This is a genomic window from Tepidimonas fonticaldi (assembly GCF_007556755.1).
Taxonomy (GTDB): domain Bacteria; phylum Pseudomonadota; class Gammaproteobacteria; order Burkholderiales; family Burkholderiaceae_C; genus Tepidimonas; species Tepidimonas fonticaldi.
Map to the genome: position 1 here is coordinate 122,372 of NZ_VJOO01000004.1, position 18,710 is coordinate 141,081.

Sequence of the window (18,710 nt, forward strand, 5' to 3'; positions counted from 1 at the left end):
GCTTTCAAGGCAGGGGAAGGGCTTGCACCAGTGCGCGCAATTGGCCCGCCGCATCGCGTCCGGCCCCTGCCGCGGGTGTGAGCCGGTGCGCGGCCACGGGGACCAGCACGTCGATCAGATCGTCCGGGGCCACGTAATCGCGGCCCTGCACCAGCGCCCGGGCCCGGGCCGCGCGCAGCAGCGCCAGACCGGCACGGGGGCTCAGGCCGTGGGCAAACCAGCGCGGCTCGCGTGTGGCGGCCAGCAGCGCCTGCAGATAGTCCAGCAACGGGTCGCTTACCGCCACCGCCTCCGCCGCCTGCTGCAAGCCGAGCAAACCCTCGGCATCGAGCGCCGCCGGCAGCCGTTGCAGCATCTGCCGGCGGTCCTCGCCCCGCAGCAGGGCGCGCTCGGCCGCGCGGCCGGGGTAGCCGAGCGACAGCCGCATCAAAAACCGGTCCAGCTGCGACTCGGGCAGGCCGTGGGTGCCCAATTGTTCGAAGGGGTTTTGCGTCGCGATGACGAAGAACGGCCGCGGCAGCGCGTGCGTGGCGCCATCGACGCTGACTTGGCGCTCCTCCATCGCCTCTAGCAGCGCGCTCTGGGTCTTGGGGCTGGCCCGATTGATCTCGTCGGCCAGCAGCACCTGGGTGAACAGCGGCCCGGGGTGGAACACGAAGTCCTGCCGCGCCCGGTCGTACACCGACGCGCCGATCAAATCGCTGGGCATCAGGTCGGCCGTGAACTGCACCCGAGCAAACTGCAGCCCCAGCGTGCGCGCCAACGCCTGCGCCAGCGTCGTTTTGCCGACGCCGGGCAGATCCTCGATCAGCAAATGGCCGCCCGCCAACACGCAGGTCACGGCATCGCGCAGGACGTCGTCTTTGCCCACGATGACCGTGGTAAGCTGATGCATCAAGGAGGCAATGAGGGGCCGGTACGCGGTCATGCCCCGACCATACCGGAAAGCGCTGCGGCGCGTCGCCCCCCAATCCGTCTGCCATGAAACCGACCGGTTACTACACCCACCCCGCCTGCGTCCGGCACGACATGGGCCCCGGCCACCCGGAGTGCCCCCAGCGGCTCGGGGCCATCGACGACCGCCTGCTGATCACCGGCCTGCTCGATGCCCTGGAGCAGCGCACCGCCACCCTGGCCTCGGCCGCTGAGCTGGAGCTGGCCCATGATCGGCTGTATGTCGCGGCCATCCGCGGGTTGAGCGACGAGTTGCGCGATGCCATCGCGGCGGGCGGGCCGCAAACGTTGTCCGTCGACCCGGACACGGCGCTCAATCCCCACACCTGGGAGGCCGCGCTGGCCGCGGCCGGCGCCGCGATCGACGCCACCGAGGCTGTGGTCAACGGCGAGCTGGCCAATGCCTTCTGCGCCGTGCGCCCGCCGGGGCACCACGCCTGCCGCAACCGGGCGATGGGATTCTGCTTCTTCAACAACGTGGCGGTGGCGGCCAAGTACGCGCTGGCGCGCCTGGGGCTGCAGCGCGTGGCGATCGTCGACTTCGACGTGCACCACGGCAACGGGACGGAGGACATCGTCGCCGGCGACGAGCGCATCCTGATGTGCAGCTTCTACCAGCACCCGTACTACCCGGAGTGGGACCACCGCGACGACCCCAACCTGGTCAATGTGCCCGTGCCGGCCTACACCAAAGGCATGGACGTGCGCGAGCTGATCGAGATGATGTGGCTGCCGCGGCTGGAGGCGCACCGCCCGCAGCTGATCCTGATCAGCGCCGGCTTCGACGCCCACCGCGAGGACGACCTCGGCCAGCTTGCGCTGGTGGAGCAGGACTACGTCTGGATCACGCAGCGGCTGATGGACGTGGCGCGCCGCCATGCCAAGGGCCGCATCGTCAGCGTGCTGGAGGGCGGCTACAACCTCAGCGCGCTGGCGCGCAGCGTCGAGGCGCACGTGCGCGTGCTGGCCGACGTCTGACCGTCACACGAACGAGGAGACTGCCCACGATGACCACCCCCGACGCCGAACCGATCCTGCTGCACGCGCGCGACGCGCGCGGCGTGCACAGGCTGACGCTCAACACCCCCAAGGCCTTCAATGCGCTCAGCGAAGCGATGCTGGAGGCGCTGTCGGCCAAGCTCGACGAGATCGCCGCCGACGAGGGCGCGCGCGTGCTCGTCATCGCCGCGGCCGGCAAGGCGTTCTGCGCCGGCCACAACCTGAAGGAGATGCGCGCCAACCCGCGGCTGGAGTACTACCAGCAGCTGTTTGCGCGCTGCTCGGGCATGATGCTGCAGATCCAGCGCCTGCCGGTGCCGGTGATCGCGCGCGTGCAGGGGCTGGCCACCGCGGCCGGTTGCCAGCTGGTGGCGCAGTGCGACCTGGCGGTGGCGGTGCAGGAGGCGCGCTTCGGTGTCAACGGCATCGACGTGGGGCTCTTTTGCGCCACGCCCAGCGTGCCGCTGGTGCGCAACGTGCCGGCCAAGGTGGCGATGGAGATGCTGCTGACCGGCGAGTTCATCGGCGCCGAGGAGGCGCGCCAGCGCGGGCTGGTCAACCGCGTGGTGCCGCTGGACGCGCTGGACGCGGAGGTGGAGCGGCTGGTCGTGTCCATCCTGGCCAAGCCGCGCGAGGCCATCGCGATGGGCAAGGCGGTGTTCTACCAGCACCGCGAGACCGGCATCGAGGCCGCCTACCAGCTCGCCGGCCAGACCATGGCCTGCAACATGATGCACGAGGTGGCGCAGGAGGGCGTGCAGGCCTTCATCGAGAAGCGCGCGCCGGCCTGGCGCGCGGAGGGCTGAACGGATGGCCCGTCCCGCCGCGTCGGCCCCGATCGACGACCTCGGCTCCTGGCTGCAGACCTTCGCGCAGCCCGGCGCGCTGCTGGAGCTGGTGGCGCTGGCGCTGTGCGTCGGCGTGGCGTGGCTCGCGGTGCGGGCGCTGCAGCGCGCCTTCAACCCGGATGCCGAGCGCTCGATCTGGTTCGGCCGCCGCGGCGTCGACGGCGTGCTGTTCCCGCTGCTGCTGCTGGTGCTGGCCTACGGCGCGCGCGCGCTGACGCTGCTGTGGGCGCCGCGCGCGGTGTGGCACGTCGTCATCCCGGCGCTGATCGCGCTGGTGGTCATCCGCATCGGCGTCAAGGTGCTGGAGGTGGCGTTCAAGGGCGCGGCGTGGCTGCGGCCGGTGGAGCGCACCATCTCGTGGCTGGCGTGGCTGGCGGCGGTGGCGTGGATCACCGGGCTGCTGCCGGTGGTGCTGGCGGAGCTGGACCAGATCTCGTGGAAGCTGGGCGGCACGACGCTTTCGGTGCGCACGCTGATCGAGGGGCTGCTGTTGGCCGGCGCGGTGCTGATTGTCGCGCTGTGGGTGTCGTCGGCCATCGAGGCGCGCCTGCTGCGTGACGCCACCGGCGAGTCGCTGTCGCTGCGCAAGGCCGCCAGCAACGCCGCGCGCGCGCTGCTGCTGTTCGTCGGGCTGATGCTGGCGCTGTCGGCGGTCGGCATCGACCTGACGGCGCTGTCGGTGCTGGGCGGCGCCATCGGCGTCGGCATTGGCTTCGGTCTGCAGAAGCTCGCGGCCAACTACGTCAGCGGCTTCGTGATCCTGACCGAGCGCAGCATGCGCATCGGCGACATGGTGCGGCTGGACACTTTCGAGGGCGTGGTGGCCGACATCAAGGCGCGCTACACGGTGATCCGCGCCGTCAGCGGGCGCGAATCGATCGTGCCAAACGAGATCCTGATCACGCAGCGGGTGGAGAACCTCTCGCTGTCGGACCCCAAGGTGTGGCAGTCCACCGTGGTCGGCGTGGCCTACGACAGCGACGTGGCGCTGGTGCGTCGGCTGCTGGAGCAGGCGGCGCTGGAGCAGCCGCGCGTGCTGCGCGACCCGGGGCCGCTGGCGGCGCTGTCGGCCTTCGGCGCCGACGGGCTGGAGTTTACGCTCGGCTACTGGATCGCCGACCCGGAAAACGGCCAGCTCGGCCTGCGCTCGGCGATCAACCTGCGCATCCTGGAGCTGTTCCGCGAGCACGGCGTGGAGATCCCGTACCCGCAGCGCGTGCTGCACGTGCGGGCCTCGTCGGATGGTGCCGTCGCGGCGGCCCCGGCCGTGTTGCCGCCCGCTGGCGAGGGCGCCGCGTGAACCAGCAATGCCGGATGTCGCGCGGGCGGCGCGTCGGCGCCACGGGGGGTTGTGACGCCCCAGACGACCGCCTATAATCCAAAAAAACGAACGGTCGTTCGTTTTGACGGAATTTCCTCCTTACAATGCGCTCAGTTGACGTTGACGTAAACGTAAAGTTGACGTCACTGCCCCACCACCCACAGGAGCAAGCATGAAGATCCTCGTCCCCGTCAAGCGCGTGGTCGATTACAACGTCAAGGTCCGGGTCAAGGCGGACGGCACCGGCGTCGACATCGCCAATGTCAAGATGAGCATGAACCCCTTCGACGAAATCGCCGTCGAGGAGGCCGTGCGCCTGAAGGAAAAAGGCGTCGCCACCGAGGTCGTGGCCGTTTCGTGCGGTGTGGCGCAGTGCCAGGAGACGCTGCGCACCGCCATGGCCATCGGTGCCGACCGCGCCATCCTGGTCGAGACGGACGAGGAGCTGCAACCCCTGGCCGTGGCCAAGATCCTCAAGGCCCTGGTGGACAAGGAGGCCCCGGGCCTGGTGATCCTGGGCAAGCAGGCCATCGACGACGACGCCAACCAGACCGGCCAGATGCTGGCCGCGCTGGCCGATCTGCCGCAGGCGACCTTTGCCTCCAAGGTCGAGGTGCAGGGCGATGCGGTCGAGGTCACGCGCGAGGTGGATGGCGGTCTGGAGACCCTCAGGCTGTCGCTGCCCGCCATCGTGACCACCGACCTGCGCCTCAACGAGCCGCGCTACGTCACGCTGCCCAACATCATGAAGGCGAAGAAGAAGCCGCTCGAGACGCTCAAGCCCGCCGATCTGGGGGTGGACGTGGCGCCGCGCCTGAAGACGCTGAAGGTTGCCGAGCCGCCCAAGCGCAGCGCCGGCATCAAGGTGCCCGACGTCGCCACGCTGGTCGACAAGCTCAAGAACGAAGCCAAGGTCATCTGAGGAAAGGACACGCCGCCATGACCATTCTCGTCATCGCCGAACACGACAACGCCTCCCTCAAGGGGGCCACGCTCAACACGGTGGGCGCCGCGCTCAAGCTGCAGGCGGCTGGCGCCGGGGACATCCATGTGCTGGTGGCCGGCCATCAGGCCGCTGCCGCCGCCCAGGCCGCTGCCCAGATCGCGGGCGTGGCCAAGGTGCTGCACGCCGACGGGCCCGCGCTGGCCCACGGCCTGGCCGAAAACGTCGCCGCGCAGGTGCTGGCGCTGGCCGGCGGCTACAGCCACATCCTCTTCCCGGCCACGGCGGGCGGGCGCAATGTGGCGCCGCGCGTGGCGGCCAAGCTGGACGTCGCCCAGCTCAGCGACATCACCGCGGTGATCGATGCGCACACCTTCGAGCGGCCGATCTATGCCGGCAACGCCATCGCCACCGTGCAGAGCAGCGACGCGCAGCATGTGATCACGGTGCGCACCACCGCGTTCGACGCGGCGGGCGCGGGTGGGACGGCGGCGGTCGAGTCGGTGGCCGCGGTGGCCGACGCCGGCAAGAGCACCTTCGTCAAGAGCGAGCTGGCCAAGAGTGACCGCCCCGAACTGACCGCCGCCAAGGTCATCGTCTCGGGCGGCCGGGCGCTGGGCAGCGCCGAGAAGTTCAACGAGGTCATCACCCCGCTGGCCGACAAGCTCGGGGCGGCCATTGGCGCCAGCCGTGCAGCGGTGGACGCGGGCTACGCACCCAACGACTGGCAGGTCGGCCAGACCGGCAAGATCGTCGCGCCCCAGCTCTACGTTGCCGTGGGCATCAGCGGCGCCATCCAGCATCTCGCGGGCATGAAGGACTCCAAGGTCATCGTCGCGATCAACAAGGATCCGGAGGCGCCCATCTTCAGCGTGGCCGACTACGGCCTCGAGGCGGATCTGTTCCAGGCCGTCCCCGAGCTGGTGCAGGCCCTCTGATTCGGTCATCGACAAGCGGGCATCCGAGGGATGCCCTTTTTTTGCCCTAGGAGACCCCCCATGACCTTCAAGGCCCCCGTCAAGGACATGCTCTTTGCGATGGAGCACCTGGCGCAGTTGGACCAGATCGCGCAGATGCCCGGTTTCGAGGAAGCCAACCTGGAGACCGCCCAGGCCGTATTGGAAGAATGCGCGCGCCTGAACGAGGAAGTCATCGCCCCCCTGAACTGGGAAGGCGACAAGAACCCGTCCTGGTTCGAGGATGGTCAGGTGCGCACCACCCCCGGTTTTGCCGAAGCCTTTCGCCAATACGCCGAAGGCGGCTGGCAGGGGCTGCAGCACCCCGCCGAGTTCGGCGGCCAGGGCCTGCCCAAGACGATCGGGGCCGCCTGTGGCGAGATCCTCAACGCCGCCAACCTCAGCTTTGCCCTGTGCCCGCTGCTGACCGACGGCGCCATCGAGGCGCTGCTGACGGCCGGCAGCGACGCGCAAAAGGCCACCTACATCCCGCCGATGATCGAGGGGCGCTGGACCGGCACCATGAACCTGACCGAGCCGCAGGCCGGCAGCGACCTGTCGCTGGTGCGCACGCGCGCCGAGCCGCAGCCGGACGGCACCTACAAGATCTTCGGCACCAAGATCTTCATCACCTACGGCGAGCACGACATGGCCGAGAACATCGTGCACCTGGTGCTGGCCCGCGTGCAAGGGGCGCCCGAAGGCGTCAAGGGCATCAGCCTGTTCATCGTGCCGAAGTTCCTCGTCAACCCGGACGGCTCGCTGGGCGCGCGCAACGACGTGCACTGCGTCAGCATCGAGCACAAGCTGGGCATCAAGGCCAGCCCCACCTGCGTGCTGCAGTACGGCGACCACGGCGGCGCCATCGGCTACCTGGTCGGTGAAGAAAACCGCGGCCTCGAGTACATGTTCATCATGATGAACGCCGCCCGCTACGCCGTGGGGGTGCAGGGGATTGCCGTGTCCGAGCGCGCCTATCAGAAGGCGGTGCAGTACGCGCGTGACCGCATCCAGAGCCGACCGGTCGATGGCAGCGTGGCGGGTGCGGCGCCGATCATCCACCACCCGGACGTGCGCCGCATGCTGATGACGATGCGCGCGCTGACCGAAGGCTGCCGCGCCATGGCCGCGGTGGCCGCCGCCGCCTACGACGCCGCCCACCACCACCCGGACGAGGCCACGCGGCGCCAGAACCAGGCCTTCTACGAATTCATGGTGCCGTTGGTCAAGGGCTACAGCACCGAGATCAGCCACGAGGTCACGAGCCTGGGCGTGCAGGTGCACGGCGGCATGGGCTTTGTGGAGGAAACCGGCGCGGCTCAGTACTACCGCGATGCCAAGATCTTGACCATCTACGAAGGCACGACGGCCATCCAGGCCAACGACCTGGTCGGGCGCAAGACCGCGCGCGATGGCGGGGCGACGGCACTGGCCATTGCCGCCCAGGTCCAGGCCACGGAGGCCGCGCTGGCCGCCAGCGGCACCGAGGCGGCGCGCGCCGTGCAGGCGCGCCTGCAGGCTGCGCGGCTGGCTTATGAGGAGGTGGTGCGCTTCATCGCCGCGCAGGCCAAGGCCGACCCCGTGGCCACCTACGCCGGCAGCGTGCCGTACCTGATGCTGGCCGGCAACCTGATGGCGGGCTGGCAGATGGCGCGCGCGCTGCTCGCCGCCGAGCGGGAGCTGGCCGCCGGTCGTGACGAAGCGTTCATGCGTGCCAAGATCGCCACCGTGCGCTTCTACGCCGACCACATCCTGACCCGCTGCGGCGGCTGGCGCGACGGCATCGTGGCCGGCCACACCCCCATCGCCGACATGGCGCTCGACGCATTCTGAGGAGACGGACCCATGTCACGACTGCCCGCCGTGTTGCAGCGCGTGCCGTTCCCCGTGATCGGCTCGCCGCTGTTCATCATCAGCAACCCCAAGCTCGTCATCGAGCAGTGCAAGGCCGGCATCGTCGGGGCGATGCCCGCGCTCAATGCGCGGCCCGCTTCGCAGCTCGACGAATGGCTGGCCGAGATCACCGAGACGCTGGCGGCTCACAACGCCGCGCATCCGGAGCAGCCGGCCGCGCCCTTTGCGATCAACCAGATCGTGCACAAGAGCAACGACCGGCTCGAGCACGACATGGCGCTGTGCGAGAAGTACAAGGTGCCCATCGTGATCACCAGCCTGGGCGCGCGCGAGGACGTCAACCAGGCCGTGCACGGCTGGGGCGGCGTGGTGCTGCACGACATCATCAACAACACCTTTGCGCACAAGGCCATCGACAAAGGGGCCGATGGCCTGATCGCCGTGGCGGCCGGCGCGGGCGGCCACGCCGGCACCAAGAGCCCGTTCGCCCTCATCCAGGAAATCCGCCAGTGGTTCGACGGACCGCTGGCGCTGTCGGGCTCGATGGCCACGGGGTCGGCGGTGCTGGCGGCGCAGGCGATGGGGGCGGACTTCGCCTACATCGGCTCGCTGTTCATCGCCACCGACGAGGCACGCGCGAGCGACGCCTACAAGCAGTGCATCGTCGAGTGCAACTCGGACGACATCGTCTACAGCAACCTGTTTACTGGCGTGCACGGCAATTACCTCAAGCCGTCCATCCGCGCTGCGGGTCTCGACCCGGACCACTTGCCCGAGAGCGACCCGAGCAAGATGAACTTTGGCGACGGCGCCAAGAAGGCGTGGAAGGACATCTGGGGCTGCGGACAGGGCATCGGCGTCGTGGATGCGGTGCGGCCGGCGGCCGAAGTGGTCGCGCGCCTCAAGCGCGAGTACGCGCAGGCCCGTGCACGCCTGTGCGCCGGCCTGGTGTGAACATACAAGCGCGCCGCCATCCGCTCTGCCCGTCAGACGGTCGTGGCTGGGGATGAGGCGCTGCCCTCATTCCCCCACGCCGAGCGAACCCTTGCCAGCACGGCCGGCACGGGGTCGTCCAGGGTGTCGATGGCGATCGCCTCGCGCTGGGGGATCGAGCGCAGCCAGGTGAGCTGGCGCTTGGCCAACTGCCGGGTGGCCGCGCAGCCGCGCTCCCACAGCGCGCGTTGCGCTTGCGCGTCCAGCGCCTCGTGGCCATGGGCCGCGGCGGCGTCCAGGGCCTCCCACGCCTGGCGGTAGCCGACGCAGCGCAATGAGGGCAGTTCGGGGCCCAGATCGCCCCGCGCGCGCAGGCGCCGGACTTCGTCCACCAGGCCCTCGGCCAGCATGGCGGCAAAGCGCGCGTCGATGCGCCGGTGCAGCCAGGCCCGCTCATCGGGCTCCAGCGACAGCAGCCGCCCGGGCACGCCATCGATGTGCAGCGGGTTCGGGGCCTTGTCATCCGCGGGCTGGGTCCAGCGGCGCTGCAGTGCCGACAGCGGCTGTCCCGTGGCGCGCCACACCTCCAGCGCCCGACCGATGCGCTGGGCGTCCGTCGGCGGCAGGCGCGCCGCGGTCACCGGGTCCACGCGGGCCAGCTCGGCGTGCAGCGCGGGCCAGCCGCGCAGGCGCGCGTCGGCTTCGATGGCGGCACGCAGCGCCGGATGCGCCGGCGGCAACTCGTCCAGCCCGTCGAACAGCGCCTTGAAGTACAGCATCGTGCCGCCGACCAGCAGCGGCCAGCGCCCGCGGGCCCGGATCTCGGCCACCAACCGGCGCGCATCGCGCACGAACTCGGCCGCGCTGTAGGCCTCGCGCGGGTCGCGGATGTCGATCAGGTGGTGCGGCGCTGCGGCCCGCTCGGCCGCGGTGGGCTTGGCGGTGCCGATGTCCATGCCGCGGTAGACCAGGGCCGAATCGACGCTGATGATCTCCACCGGCCAGCACGCGGCGATGGCCAGGGCCAATGCGGTCTTGCCGCTGGCCGTGGGCCCGGCGATCGCCAACCAGCCGCACGCCGGGGGGCTGTGATCGGGCTGCATGGGGCGCGATTATCGCGTCGGCCCCGGCGCCGGCATGGGGGCGGAGCGCACCTCGCCGTGGCGCTGCACCAGGGTCCACGCCACGGCGGCGATGACCACGGCCCAAAACCACAGGCCGTTGGTCAGCGGATAAACCCCCGTGTCTGCTCCGGTGGACATGCGCGTGCCCAGCCACGTGCCCATGCCGAATGCGGTCAGCATCATGACGAAGCCGGACAGCGCCGATGCCGCTCCCGCCGCCTGCGGAAAGGGCGATACCGCGCCGCTCTGCCCGCACGGCTGGTGCACCCCGTGCGCCAGGATGAACAGGTAATACGGCCCCATGATGGCCCATGTGGTGTGCAGGCCCAGCAGCGCCAGCACGCCGCACAACGTGCCCCCAGTGAGGGTGAAGCCGGCCGCCACCGCCACCGTGCGGCGCACCCCCAGACGAGGGATCAGGCGCCGGCACACCACGGTTCCGGTGATGTACACCATCGACATCGACAGCATCAGCAGGCCGTAGTGCGTCTTGCTCAAGCCAAGCACGGTGATGAAGACGAAGGACGACGTCGCCAAAAACGTGAACAGCCCGCCATAGGAGGTCGCGGCCAGCAGCGCCCAGGCCCAGAAGGTCGGGTGGCGCGCGATGCGGCCCCAGATGCGCAGCATCTCGCGCGGTTGCAGGGCCTGCGGGTTGGGCGCGGGCAGCGTCTCGCGAAAGCGCAGCACCACCAGGGCCAGGGCCACGGCCGAAAACACGGCCAATGCCGCCAGCGTGACGCGCCAGCCATAGTGCTCGGTCAGCCAGCCGCCCAGCGGGCCGCTGATGCAGGCGAACAGCCCCAGCCCGCTCAGGCCCTTGGACATCATGCGCGCACCGTCCGCCGGCGCATACAGATCGCGCACGATGGCGCGTGCGCCCATCACCGACGCCCCCATCGCCGCGCCTTGCACGATGCGCCAGAGGATGAGCTGCTCGATGTTGGCCGCCAGCGCATTGCCGATCGAGGCCAGCACATACGCGCCGAGGCCCGCCAGCAGCACCGGGCGCCGCCCGAAGCGGTCCGACACTGGCCCCCACACCAGTTGCGCGGCACCAAAGGACAGCAACAGCGCGGTCAGCGTGGCCTGCACCTGCGACATGGGCGCGGCAAAGGCCGCCGTAATCGCTGGCAGGGCGGGCAGATACAGGTCCGTCGCCAATGGCTGGATGCCCAGCAGCAGGGACAGAAAGACGACGACCCACCCAGGGGTCATCTCGGCACGGGCGGGGGCGGTCTGCATGGTTATGGATGGTAACAACAAGCCGCCCGTCACCGCCCGCGCAGAAACAGCGCGTCGAGCTCCCGCAGACTGAGCTGGCGCCAAGTGGGGCGACCGTGGTTGCACTGGTCGCTGCGTTCCGTGGCTTCCATCTGGCGCAGCAAGGCGTTCATCTCGTCCAGCGTCAGGCGGCGGTTGGCGCGCACCGCGCCGTGGCAGGCCAGGGTGGCAAGCAGCTCGTTGCGGGCCCGCTCCAGCACGCGGCTGCCGCCGTGTTGGTCCAACTCTGCCAGCACCGCGCGGGCCAGCGCCACGGCGTCGGCCTGGGCCAGCAGCGCCGGCACGGCCCGCACCGCCAGCGTCTGGGGCGAAAACGGCACCACCTCCAGGCCCAGGGCTTGCAGCACGTCGGCGCAGCGCTCGGCCGTCGCCACCTCCAGCGGGGTGGCGGCAAATGTCGCCGGCACGAGCAGCGGCTGGCAGGGCATGGTCGATTCGCCCAGCCGGTCGAACTGCGCTTTCAGCCGCTCGTAGACGATGCGCTCGTGGGCGGCGTGCATGTCCACCAGCACCAGACCCTGGGCGTTTTCCGCCAGGATGTAGATGCCGTGCAGCTGGGCCAGTGCGCGGCCCAGCGGCCAGTCCTGCGAGCGGTCCAACGTCGGCTCGCCTGACGTGGGGGCAGGCGGGGATGTAGGGGCAGCGGGGACGGGCGGATCGGGCCATCCCGGCAGCCGGGGCCACGCCTGCGGCTCATGCGCGCGCCAGTCCAGGGCGGCCGCGCGCTGGTAGCGGGTGGTGTCCCAAACGGATGGCGGTCGCGGGGTGTCGGGGGCCGCGGCGGCCGGCCCTCCGCGGGATGGGGTCACGGCCTCGGGCGGGGCGCCGGCGTCCTCAATGGGCATTGGTGTGCGCCCGGTGCTGCGCGGGGCGGCCAGCACCGCCTCCACCGCCCTTTGCACCGCTTGGTGCACCGCGCCGCTGTCGCGAAAGCGCACCTCGATCTTGGTCGGGTGCACATTCACATCCACCGCGCGCGGATCGAGGGTCAGGAACAGCACATAGGCCGGCTGGCGCTGCCCGTGCAGCACATCCTCGTAAGCGCTGCGCACCGCATGCGTGATGACCTTGTCGCGCACGAAGCGCCCGTTGACGTAGGCAAACTGGCGGTCGGTGCGGGCACGGGCCGCGTCGGGCAGTCCCACCAATCCCTGCAGGCGCAGCGGGCCGGCGCTGCTGTCCACGGGCAGACTCTCGGCGACGAAGTCGCCCCCCAGCGCGTCGGCGATGCGCCGCTGCCAGGCCAGTGTGGCGTCCAGGTCGGTGCAGGCGCGCCACTGCTGCACCAGCCGGCCGTCGTGCCAGATGGCAAAGCCCACGTCCGGCCGCGCCAGCGCGTGGCGGCGCACGGCCTCGATGCAGTGCGCCAGTTCGGTGGCATCGCTTTTGAGAAATTTGCGCCGCGCCGGGGTGGCGTAGAACAGCTCGCGCACCTCCACCGTGGTGCCCGGGGGACGGGCGGCGGGCCGCAGCTCGCCGCTGCGCGCGTCCAGGCTCCACGCATGGCCGCTGGGGTCGTCCGCGGGGCGCGACAGCAGGGTCACCTCGGCGATGGAGGCGATGGCCGCCAGCGCCTCGCCCCGAAAGCCCATGGTCAGCACCGACTCCAGCTCGGTCAAGTCGCGGATCTTGCTGGTGGCATGCCGCTGCAGGGCGGCGGGCAGCTCGTCGCGCGGAATGCCGCAGCCGTCGTCCTCCACGGCGATCAGCCGCACGCCCCCCGCGGCCAGCCGCACGGTGATCTGGCGCGCGCCCGCATCCAGCGCGTTGTCCACCAGCTCGCGCACCACGGAGGCCGGGCGCTCCACCACCTCGCCGGCGGCGATCTGGCTGATCAGCTCATCGGGCAGCGGGCGGATGGCCCGGCGCTGGGGCGTGGGGGGAGCAAGGGACGGCAGCGCGTTCACCCGGCCATTCTAGGCGGCGCGGTTGCGCGCCAGCGGCGGGTTGCGCTCGAAATAGCGCCGGATGCCGCGCTCCAGCGCTTCGGCCATGCGGGCCTGGAAGTCCGGATCGCGCAGTCGGCGCTCCTCCTCCGGGTTGCTGATGAAGGCGGTCTCGACGAGCACGCTGGGGATGTCCGGCGCCCGCAGCACGGCAAAGCCCGCCTGTTCCACCCGCGGCTTGTGCAGATCGCCGACGCGGTCGATCTCGCGCAGCAGCGTCCCGCCGAGCTGGAGGCTGTCGTTGATCTGCGCCGTCATGCTCATGTCCAGCAGGGTTCGCTGCACCGTCGCGTCCTTGACCGAGACGGGCAGCCCCCCGATGCGGTCGGCCGCATTCTCGCGGTTGGCCAGCCAGCGTGCCGCCGCGCTGGAGGCCCCGCGGTCGCTCAGGGCGTAAACGCTGGCGCCGCGCGGTCGCGGGGAGAAAAAGGCGTCCGCATGGATGCTGACGAACAGGTCCGCCTGCACCCGTTGCGCCTTTTGCACCCGCACATGCAGGGGCACGAAGTAATCGTCGTCGCGCGTCATGAACACGCGCACCGGGTTGCCGTTGATGCGCGTGCCATCGAGCCGGTCGCGCAGCCGGTGCGCGATGGCCAGCACCACGTCCTTCTCGCGCTGCTCGCGCCGGGCGATCAGCTCGGCGATCGGATCCGCGGCTGGCGGCGGTGGGCTGTCGGAGCCGCGGCCCACGTGTCGCGCAATCAGTTCCTCCAGCGGATCGGGCGGCGCCAGGGGGTATAGGTCCAACACCAGGCGGTGCTGATAGGCGGCCACGGGGTCGAGCTGAAAGACCTGCGGGCCGATCGGTTGTTTGAGGTCGATGACCAGCCGCACCGTGTCCGGCGTGAACAGGCCGACCCGCACCCGGGCCACGAACGGATCGTCCGGCTGCACCCGCTGCACCAGCTCCTGCAGGCTGGGCAGCAGATCCGCCCCGCGGATGTCCACGGCCAGCCGGGGAGGGTCGGCCACATACACCGGCGTGATTTGCAGTGCGGTGTCCGATTCGATGGTGACGCGCGTGTAATCCCGCGCGGGCCACACGCGCACGCCCACCACCCGCGCGGCCCAGACCGGCCAGGCCCCGGCGCCGCCCGCCAGCAGCGCCAGTGCGCGCAACCACCGTAGCGCGGCGCGGCGGTGGGGGTTCGGCCCCGTCGTCATGACAGGGCCGCCAGCAGGGCCAACCCGCGCGGCGTGTGCGCGGTGGGGACGATGCGGCGGGTGTCGTCCCCGTCGTGGTGGAACAGCAGGTCGAGGTCGGGCATGGGCAGCAGCGATCCGGCCTTCTCGGGCCATTCGACGAGCTTGAGCCCGGGGGATGCGAACAGTTCCCGCAGACCGGCGTCCTCCCACTCCCGGGGGTCGTCGAAGCGGTACAGGTCCGCATGCCAGGCGGGCGGCATCGTGGGGCCACCCGCCGGTGCTGGCAAGTCGTAGGGCTCCACCAGCGCATACGTCGGGCTTTTGATGCGCCCCGTCACCCCCAGCGCGCGCAGCAGGTGCCGCACGAAGGTGGTTTTGCCGGCGCCCAGATCGCCGCGCAGGGTCAGCAGGGCGTCGGCCAGCGACGGATCGGCACGCATGGCCGCGGCCAGCCGCTGGGCCAGCCGGGCGGTGTCGTCTTCGCTGGTGGCAACCCAAGCGGACATGGGGGCAAGGGACGGGTGCGGTGGGGTCGAGGGCATGGACTTTCTACAATGGCGCGGCATGCAGCCGCCACCCGCTTTGGGCCCGCAGCCCGATTTGCCATCCGAGCCCGCGGGGGCCTCGGGCGAGGGGCTGGTCGAGCGCATCCGGGGGTGGGCGCATGCCTTGGGATTTTCCCAGATCGGCGTCAGCGGCGTGGACCTCTCGAGCGCCGAGCCCGGCCTGCAGGCGTGGCTGGCGGCCGGCTTTCACGGGGGCATGGCCTACATGGCGCGGCACGGCCTGCGCCGCGCCCGGCCGGCCGAGCTGGTACCAGGGACGCTGAGCATCATCACCGCACGCATGGACTATCTGCCCCGGGGGGCGCCGCCCGATTGGCGCGATCGCGAATGGGCGCGCCTGGCCGATCCGGATGCGGCAACGGTTTCGCTCTACGCCCGCGGGCGGGACTATCACAAGGTGCTGCGCCGGCGGCTGCAGCAGCTCGCGCAGCGCATCGAGGCCGAGCTGGCCGGCCCCGCGGGTGGCGACGCGCGACCCGTGCTGCGCCCCTTCACCGACTCCGCCCCCGTCCTCGAGGTGGAGCTGGCCTCGCGCAGCGGCCTGGGTTGGCGCGGCAAACACACGCTGGCGCTGCACCGCGACGCGGGTTCGATGTTTTTTCTGGGCGAGATTTTCATCGACCGAGCGCTCCCCCCCACGCCGCCGGTGGCTGCGCACTGCGGGCGTTGCCGCGCCTGTCTGGACGTCTGTCCGACCGGGGCCATCGCCGCGCCCTACCGCTTGGATGCGCGGCGGTGCATCTCGTATCTGACCATCGAACACGACGGCCCGATCCCCGTGCCCCTGCGCCGCGCGCTGGGCAATCGCATCTACGGGTGCGACGACTGCCAGCTCGTGTGCCCGTGGAACAAATACGCCCGCCGCAGCCCGCTGCCCGACTTCGACGCGCGCGAGGCGCTGGCCGCGCCGCGCCTGCTGGACCTGTGGGCGTGGAGCGAGGCGGATTTTTTGCGCCACACCGAGGGCAGCGCCATCCGCCGCATCGGTTACGAGCGCTGGCGGCGCAACCTCGCCGTGGCCCTGGGCAATGCGCGGGCAGCGGCCCGCGCGCGCGGTGACGGGGCGGCGCAGGCGGCGCTGGCGGCGGCGCTGGCCACGGCGCGCGACGACCCGGCCACGCCGCCCCTGGTGCGTGAGCACATCGACTGGGCGCTGCTGGACTAACATGCGGTCATGGCTGCGCCACCCCCGCCCCCACCAGACCGACCGCGCACCGAGCGCGGGGTCGGGCACGTCTGGCCCCGGGTTTGGGGTCAGGTCTGGGGCGATGCCTGGGGGCACTGGGGGGCGTTGTTGCGGCTGACGGGGCGGGTGTTGGCGTGGGCCTGCATGCGCTCCAGCTACCGCGGCGCGCGCTGGCGGGCACTGGCCGAGCAGCTCGTGGCCGCCGCCGTCCCGGCCGTCTGGTGGTACGCGGTGCTGTCCGCCCTGTTCGGGCAGGTGCTGATACGCATCGTCGTCGTCACCGCCATCGGCTATGGGCTCACCCAGTACGCGGTCGAGATGGTGGTGCGCGTGCTGGTGCTGGAGCTGATCCCGCTGACCGCCGCGTTGTTCGTGCTGCTGCGGGTCACCCTGGGGCACGGCCTGGCCCTGCAGCGGCTGCGTGACGAGGGCGCTTTCGACGACGTGCGCCGGGCGGGTGGCGACCCCATGCGCGAATTGGCGCTGCCCCGCGTGTTGGCCGGGGTGTTCGCGACGCTGTTGCTGGTGGCACTGAGCTGCGTGCTGGCGCTGGTTCTCGCGTATCTCAATCTGTACGGCTTCACCCCGTGGGCGCTGGGGAGCTATACGCGTGCCGTGGGGCAGATCTTCGACCCGGCAGTCACATTGATCTTTGCCCTCAAGACCGTGGGGTGTGCGCTGGCCGTCTCGCTCGTGCCGATGGCCGCCGCCTTCGAGCCCGTACCGCAGGGCGAGCTCCGGGCCCTGGTGCGCACCGCGGCGGTGCTGCTGCTCGTGGAACTCGCGTCCCTCATTGGCAACTACTATTGAGGCATGCGCAACGCGTCCGATCTTCCCCCCGAGGCTGCCGAGGCCAGTGCGTCCGGTGTGGAGCGCCGCGCCCGCTGGCTGCTGGTGCTGCTGGCCGGGCTGCTGGTCGCCTCGGCCGCCTATCTGCTGTACGCCCGTGGGGTGTTTGAGCCTACGCAGACCCTGGTGCTGGTGGCCGACGACGCCGAAGGGGTGAGCGTCGGTATGGATTTGACGTTTTCCGGTTTTCCCATCGGGCGTGTGCGGCGCATCGAGCTGGGCGGGGACGGCTACGCCCGCATCCTGGTGGATGTCGCGCGGCGCGACGCCCACTGGCTGCGCGAAAGCAGCGTCTTCACCATGGAGCGGGGCTTGGTCGGCGGCACCCGCTTGCGCGCCTACACCGGCGTGTTGGAGGGGCCGCTGCTGCCCGATGGTGCCCAGCGCCAGGTGCTGCGCGGCGACGCGCTGGCGGATTTGCCGCGCATGGTCAACGCCGCGCGCGAGCTGCTGGAGCAGCTCAAGGCCATGACCGACCCTGACGCCCCGCTCAACGCCAGCCTGCGCGAGGTGCGCCAGCTCCTGCAAAAGGCCAACGGGCGCGACGGCGTGCTCGGTGTGCTCATGGGCAACGAGGCCGACCGGACGCGCGTCACGGCCGCGCTGGACGATGTGCGCCGCCTGCTGCAGCGCCTGCAGGGCGTGGCCGACCGTGCCGATGCGCTGGTCCAGCGCACCGACCAGCGCGTGTTTGGCGCGCAAGGGCTGGCCGACGATGTGCAGGCCAGCGCACGCGAGGCCCGTGACCTGCTGGTTGGCCTGCGCGCGACCCTGCAGCGGGTGGACGGCGTGCTGGCGGAAGTGCATGGCATCGCGGTCAACACCCGGTCCGCGACGCAGGACCTCGACGCCCTGCGCGTCGAGGTGGAAGCGACGCTGCGCCGCGTCGACGGCATGATCCTCGACATCCAGCGCCGTTGGCCCTTCAGCCGCGACGCCGAGGTGAAGCTGCCATGAGCCGACACGGGAGGTTCTCATGGGGAGGCGGGGCCGAGCGGTCGTCCGAGGGGGTGTCCGCGGCGGCATCCATGGCGTTTCGGATCGCCTCAATGGTGGCCTTGGCCGCCGTGGCGGCAGTCCTGTCCGGATGCGCCGCGCCAGCCGTGCCGGTCTGGCGCATCGAGGCCAGCCGTGCCGTCGAGCAGGCGGTGACTTCCACGCTCACCGGCCGCAGCCGCGCGGCCCAACAGCAGTGGCGCACCGCGCACGAGGCCGCGGCCAGCGCCGGTCGGGCCGACGTGCTGGCGCGTGTCGCGCTGGCGCGCTGTGCCGTGGAGCAGGCCGCCTTGACGCGCGATGCCTGCGCGGCGGCCCAGCCCTATCTGGCCGATGCCGGCCCCCAAGAACGGGCGTATGCCGCCTACCTGGGGCTCGCGCAGGCGGGCGAGGGGGGCGTATCCCCCGCCCGTCCGACGGCCAGCGACCTGCCCGGCCCGCATCAAGCCATTGCCCGCGCGCTGGAAGCCGGTGCCACGCCGGCCGAGCTGGCGCGGCTGCTCGCGGCCATCGACGATCCCCTGGCGCGGCTGGTGGCCGGCGGGGTGGTCTGGCAGGCAGGCCGTCTGGATGCCGCGGGCGTGTCGCTGATGGTCGACACCGCATCGCAGCAGGGGTGGCGGCGGCCACTCGCGGTGTGGCTGGGCGTGCAGGCGCGATTGGCCGAGGCCGCCGGTGACACCGAAGCCGCCACGCGCGCCCGGCGCCGGCTGGACTGGGTGTTGGGGCCGGCTGCCACGGGCACGCCGTGACGGTCCGCGCGCTTGCGGCACAATGTGGGCACGGACACCTTCTTACCGCA

Annotated in this window: 17 protein-coding genes; 11 read left to right on the forward strand and 6 right to left on the reverse strand. The window is 71.1% G+C overall.

Annotation, left to right across the window (positions count from 1 at the left end):
* Positions 1-4 precede the first annotated feature (4 nt).
* Positions 5-928 carry an AAA family ATPase gene (locus Tfont_RS03725; protein WP_143968433.1) on the reverse strand — a complete coding sequence of 308 codons (924 nt, stop codon included), beginning with the start codon at positions 926-928 and terminating at the stop codon, positions 5-7.
* A 53-nt stretch (positions 929-981) separates the two neighbouring features.
* Here Tfont_RS03725 and Tfont_RS03730 point away from each other — a divergent pair, with 53 nt between their 5' ends.
* The 7 genes from Tfont_RS03730 (at position 982) to Tfont_RS03760 (ending at position 8,829) form a co-directional block, all read left to right on the forward strand.
* The gene (locus Tfont_RS03730; protein WP_143968434.1) at positions 982-1,932 is read left to right on the forward strand and encodes a histone deacetylase family protein; all 951 of its coding nucleotides are present in this window, start codon (positions 982-984) and stop codon (positions 1,930-1,932) included.
* Positions 1,933-1,961: 29 nt separating this feature from the next.
* Positions 1,962-2,759: an enoyl-CoA hydratase gene (locus Tfont_RS03735; protein WP_185974465.1), complete on the forward strand. Its 798-nt coding sequence runs from the start codon at positions 1,962-1,964 to the stop codon at positions 2,757-2,759.
* Between the two features lie 4 nt (positions 2,760-2,763).
* Positions 2,764-4,101 carry a mechanosensitive ion channel family protein gene (locus Tfont_RS03740; RefSeq protein WP_143968435.1) on the forward strand — a complete coding sequence of 446 codons (1,338 nt, stop codon included), beginning with the start codon at positions 2,764-2,766 and terminating at the stop codon, positions 4,099-4,101.
* Between the two features lie 193 nt (positions 4,102-4,294).
* The gene (locus tag Tfont_RS03745) at positions 4,295-5,044 is read left to right on the forward strand and encodes an electron transfer flavoprotein subunit beta/FixA family protein (RefSeq protein WP_143968436.1); all 750 of its coding nucleotides are present in this window, start codon (positions 4,295-4,297) and stop codon (positions 5,042-5,044) included.
* 17 nt (positions 5,045-5,061) lie between these two features.
* Positions 5,062-6,003 carry an electron transfer flavoprotein subunit alpha/FixB family protein gene (locus Tfont_RS03750; RefSeq protein WP_143968437.1) on the forward strand — a complete coding sequence of 314 codons (942 nt, stop codon included), beginning with the start codon at positions 5,062-5,064 and terminating at the stop codon, positions 6,001-6,003.
* A 60-nt stretch (positions 6,004-6,063) separates the two neighbouring features.
* Positions 6,064-7,854, forward strand: coding sequence for an acyl-CoA dehydrogenase (locus tag Tfont_RS03755; RefSeq protein WP_143968438.1), 1,791 nt, complete (start codon positions 6,064-6,066; stop codon positions 7,852-7,854).
* A 12-nt stretch (positions 7,855-7,866) separates the two neighbouring features.
* Positions 7,867-8,829: an NAD(P)H-dependent flavin oxidoreductase gene (locus Tfont_RS03760; protein WP_143968439.1), complete on the forward strand. Its 963-nt coding sequence runs from the start codon at positions 7,867-7,869 to the stop codon at positions 8,827-8,829.
* Between the two features lie 32 nt (positions 8,830-8,861).
* On the opposite strand, the gene miaA is transcribed toward Tfont_RS03760, so the two are convergent.
* The 5 genes from miaA to tsaE are packed head-to-tail and all read right to left on the reverse strand — an operon-like array spanning position 8,862 to position 14,817.
* Positions 8,862-9,911, reverse strand: coding sequence for a tRNA (adenosine(37)-N6)-dimethylallyltransferase MiaA (gene miaA / locus Tfont_RS03765; RefSeq protein WP_143968440.1), 1,050 nt, complete (start codon positions 9,909-9,911; stop codon positions 8,862-8,864).
* 9 nt (positions 9,912-9,920) lie between these two features.
* Positions 9,921-11,177 (reverse strand): multidrug effflux MFS transporter, encoded by a 1,257-nt coding sequence (locus Tfont_RS03770; RefSeq protein ID WP_260682244.1) that lies wholly within the window; start codon positions 11,175-11,177, stop codon positions 9,921-9,923.
* Positions 11,178-11,206: 29 nt separating this feature from the next.
* Positions 11,207-13,123 carry a DNA mismatch repair endonuclease MutL gene (gene mutL / locus Tfont_RS03775; RefSeq protein ID WP_143968441.1) on the reverse strand — a complete coding sequence of 639 codons (1,917 nt, stop codon included), beginning with the start codon at positions 13,121-13,123 and terminating at the stop codon, positions 11,207-11,209.
* A 9-nt stretch (positions 13,124-13,132) separates the two neighbouring features.
* Complete coding sequence (locus tag Tfont_RS03780; RefSeq protein WP_143968442.1) at positions 13,133-14,329, reverse strand: N-acetylmuramoyl-L-alanine amidase; 1,197 nt, start codon at positions 14,327-14,329, stop codon at positions 13,133-13,135.
* Entirely contained in the window at positions 14,326-14,817 is a 492-nt protein-coding gene (gene tsaE, locus Tfont_RS03785) for a tRNA (adenosine(37)-N6)-threonylcarbamoyltransferase complex ATPase subunit type 1 TsaE (RefSeq protein ID WP_260682245.1), read from the reverse strand. The genes Tfont_RS03780 and tsaE overlap by 4 nt, the downstream gene beginning before the upstream one ends.
* A gap of 58 nt (positions 14,818-14,875) precedes the next feature.
* Here tsaE and queG point away from each other — a divergent pair, with 58 nt between their 5' ends.
* The 4 genes from queG (at position 14,876) to Tfont_RS03805 (ending at position 18,660) form a co-directional block, all read left to right on the forward strand.
* Positions 14,876-16,042 (forward strand): tRNA epoxyqueuosine(34) reductase QueG, encoded by a 1,167-nt coding sequence (queG, locus tag Tfont_RS03790; RefSeq protein WP_260682246.1) that lies wholly within the window; start codon positions 14,876-14,878, stop codon positions 16,040-16,042.
* A gap of 9 nt (positions 16,043-16,051) precedes the next feature.
* Positions 16,052-16,873, forward strand: a complete 822-nt coding sequence (locus Tfont_RS03795; protein ID WP_260682247.1) for an MlaE family ABC transporter permease — start codon at positions 16,052-16,054, stop codon at positions 16,871-16,873.
* Positions 16,874-16,876: 3 nt separating this feature from the next.
* Complete coding sequence (locus tag Tfont_RS03800; protein WP_068610733.1) at positions 16,877-17,869, forward strand: MlaD family protein; 993 nt, start codon at positions 16,877-16,879, stop codon at positions 17,867-17,869.
* A gap of 92 nt (positions 17,870-17,961) precedes the next feature.
* Positions 17,962-18,660, forward strand: coding sequence for a hypothetical protein (locus tag Tfont_RS03805; protein WP_082955571.1), 699 nt, complete (start codon positions 17,962-17,964; stop codon positions 18,658-18,660).
* Positions 18,661-18,710 lie beyond the last annotated feature (50 nt).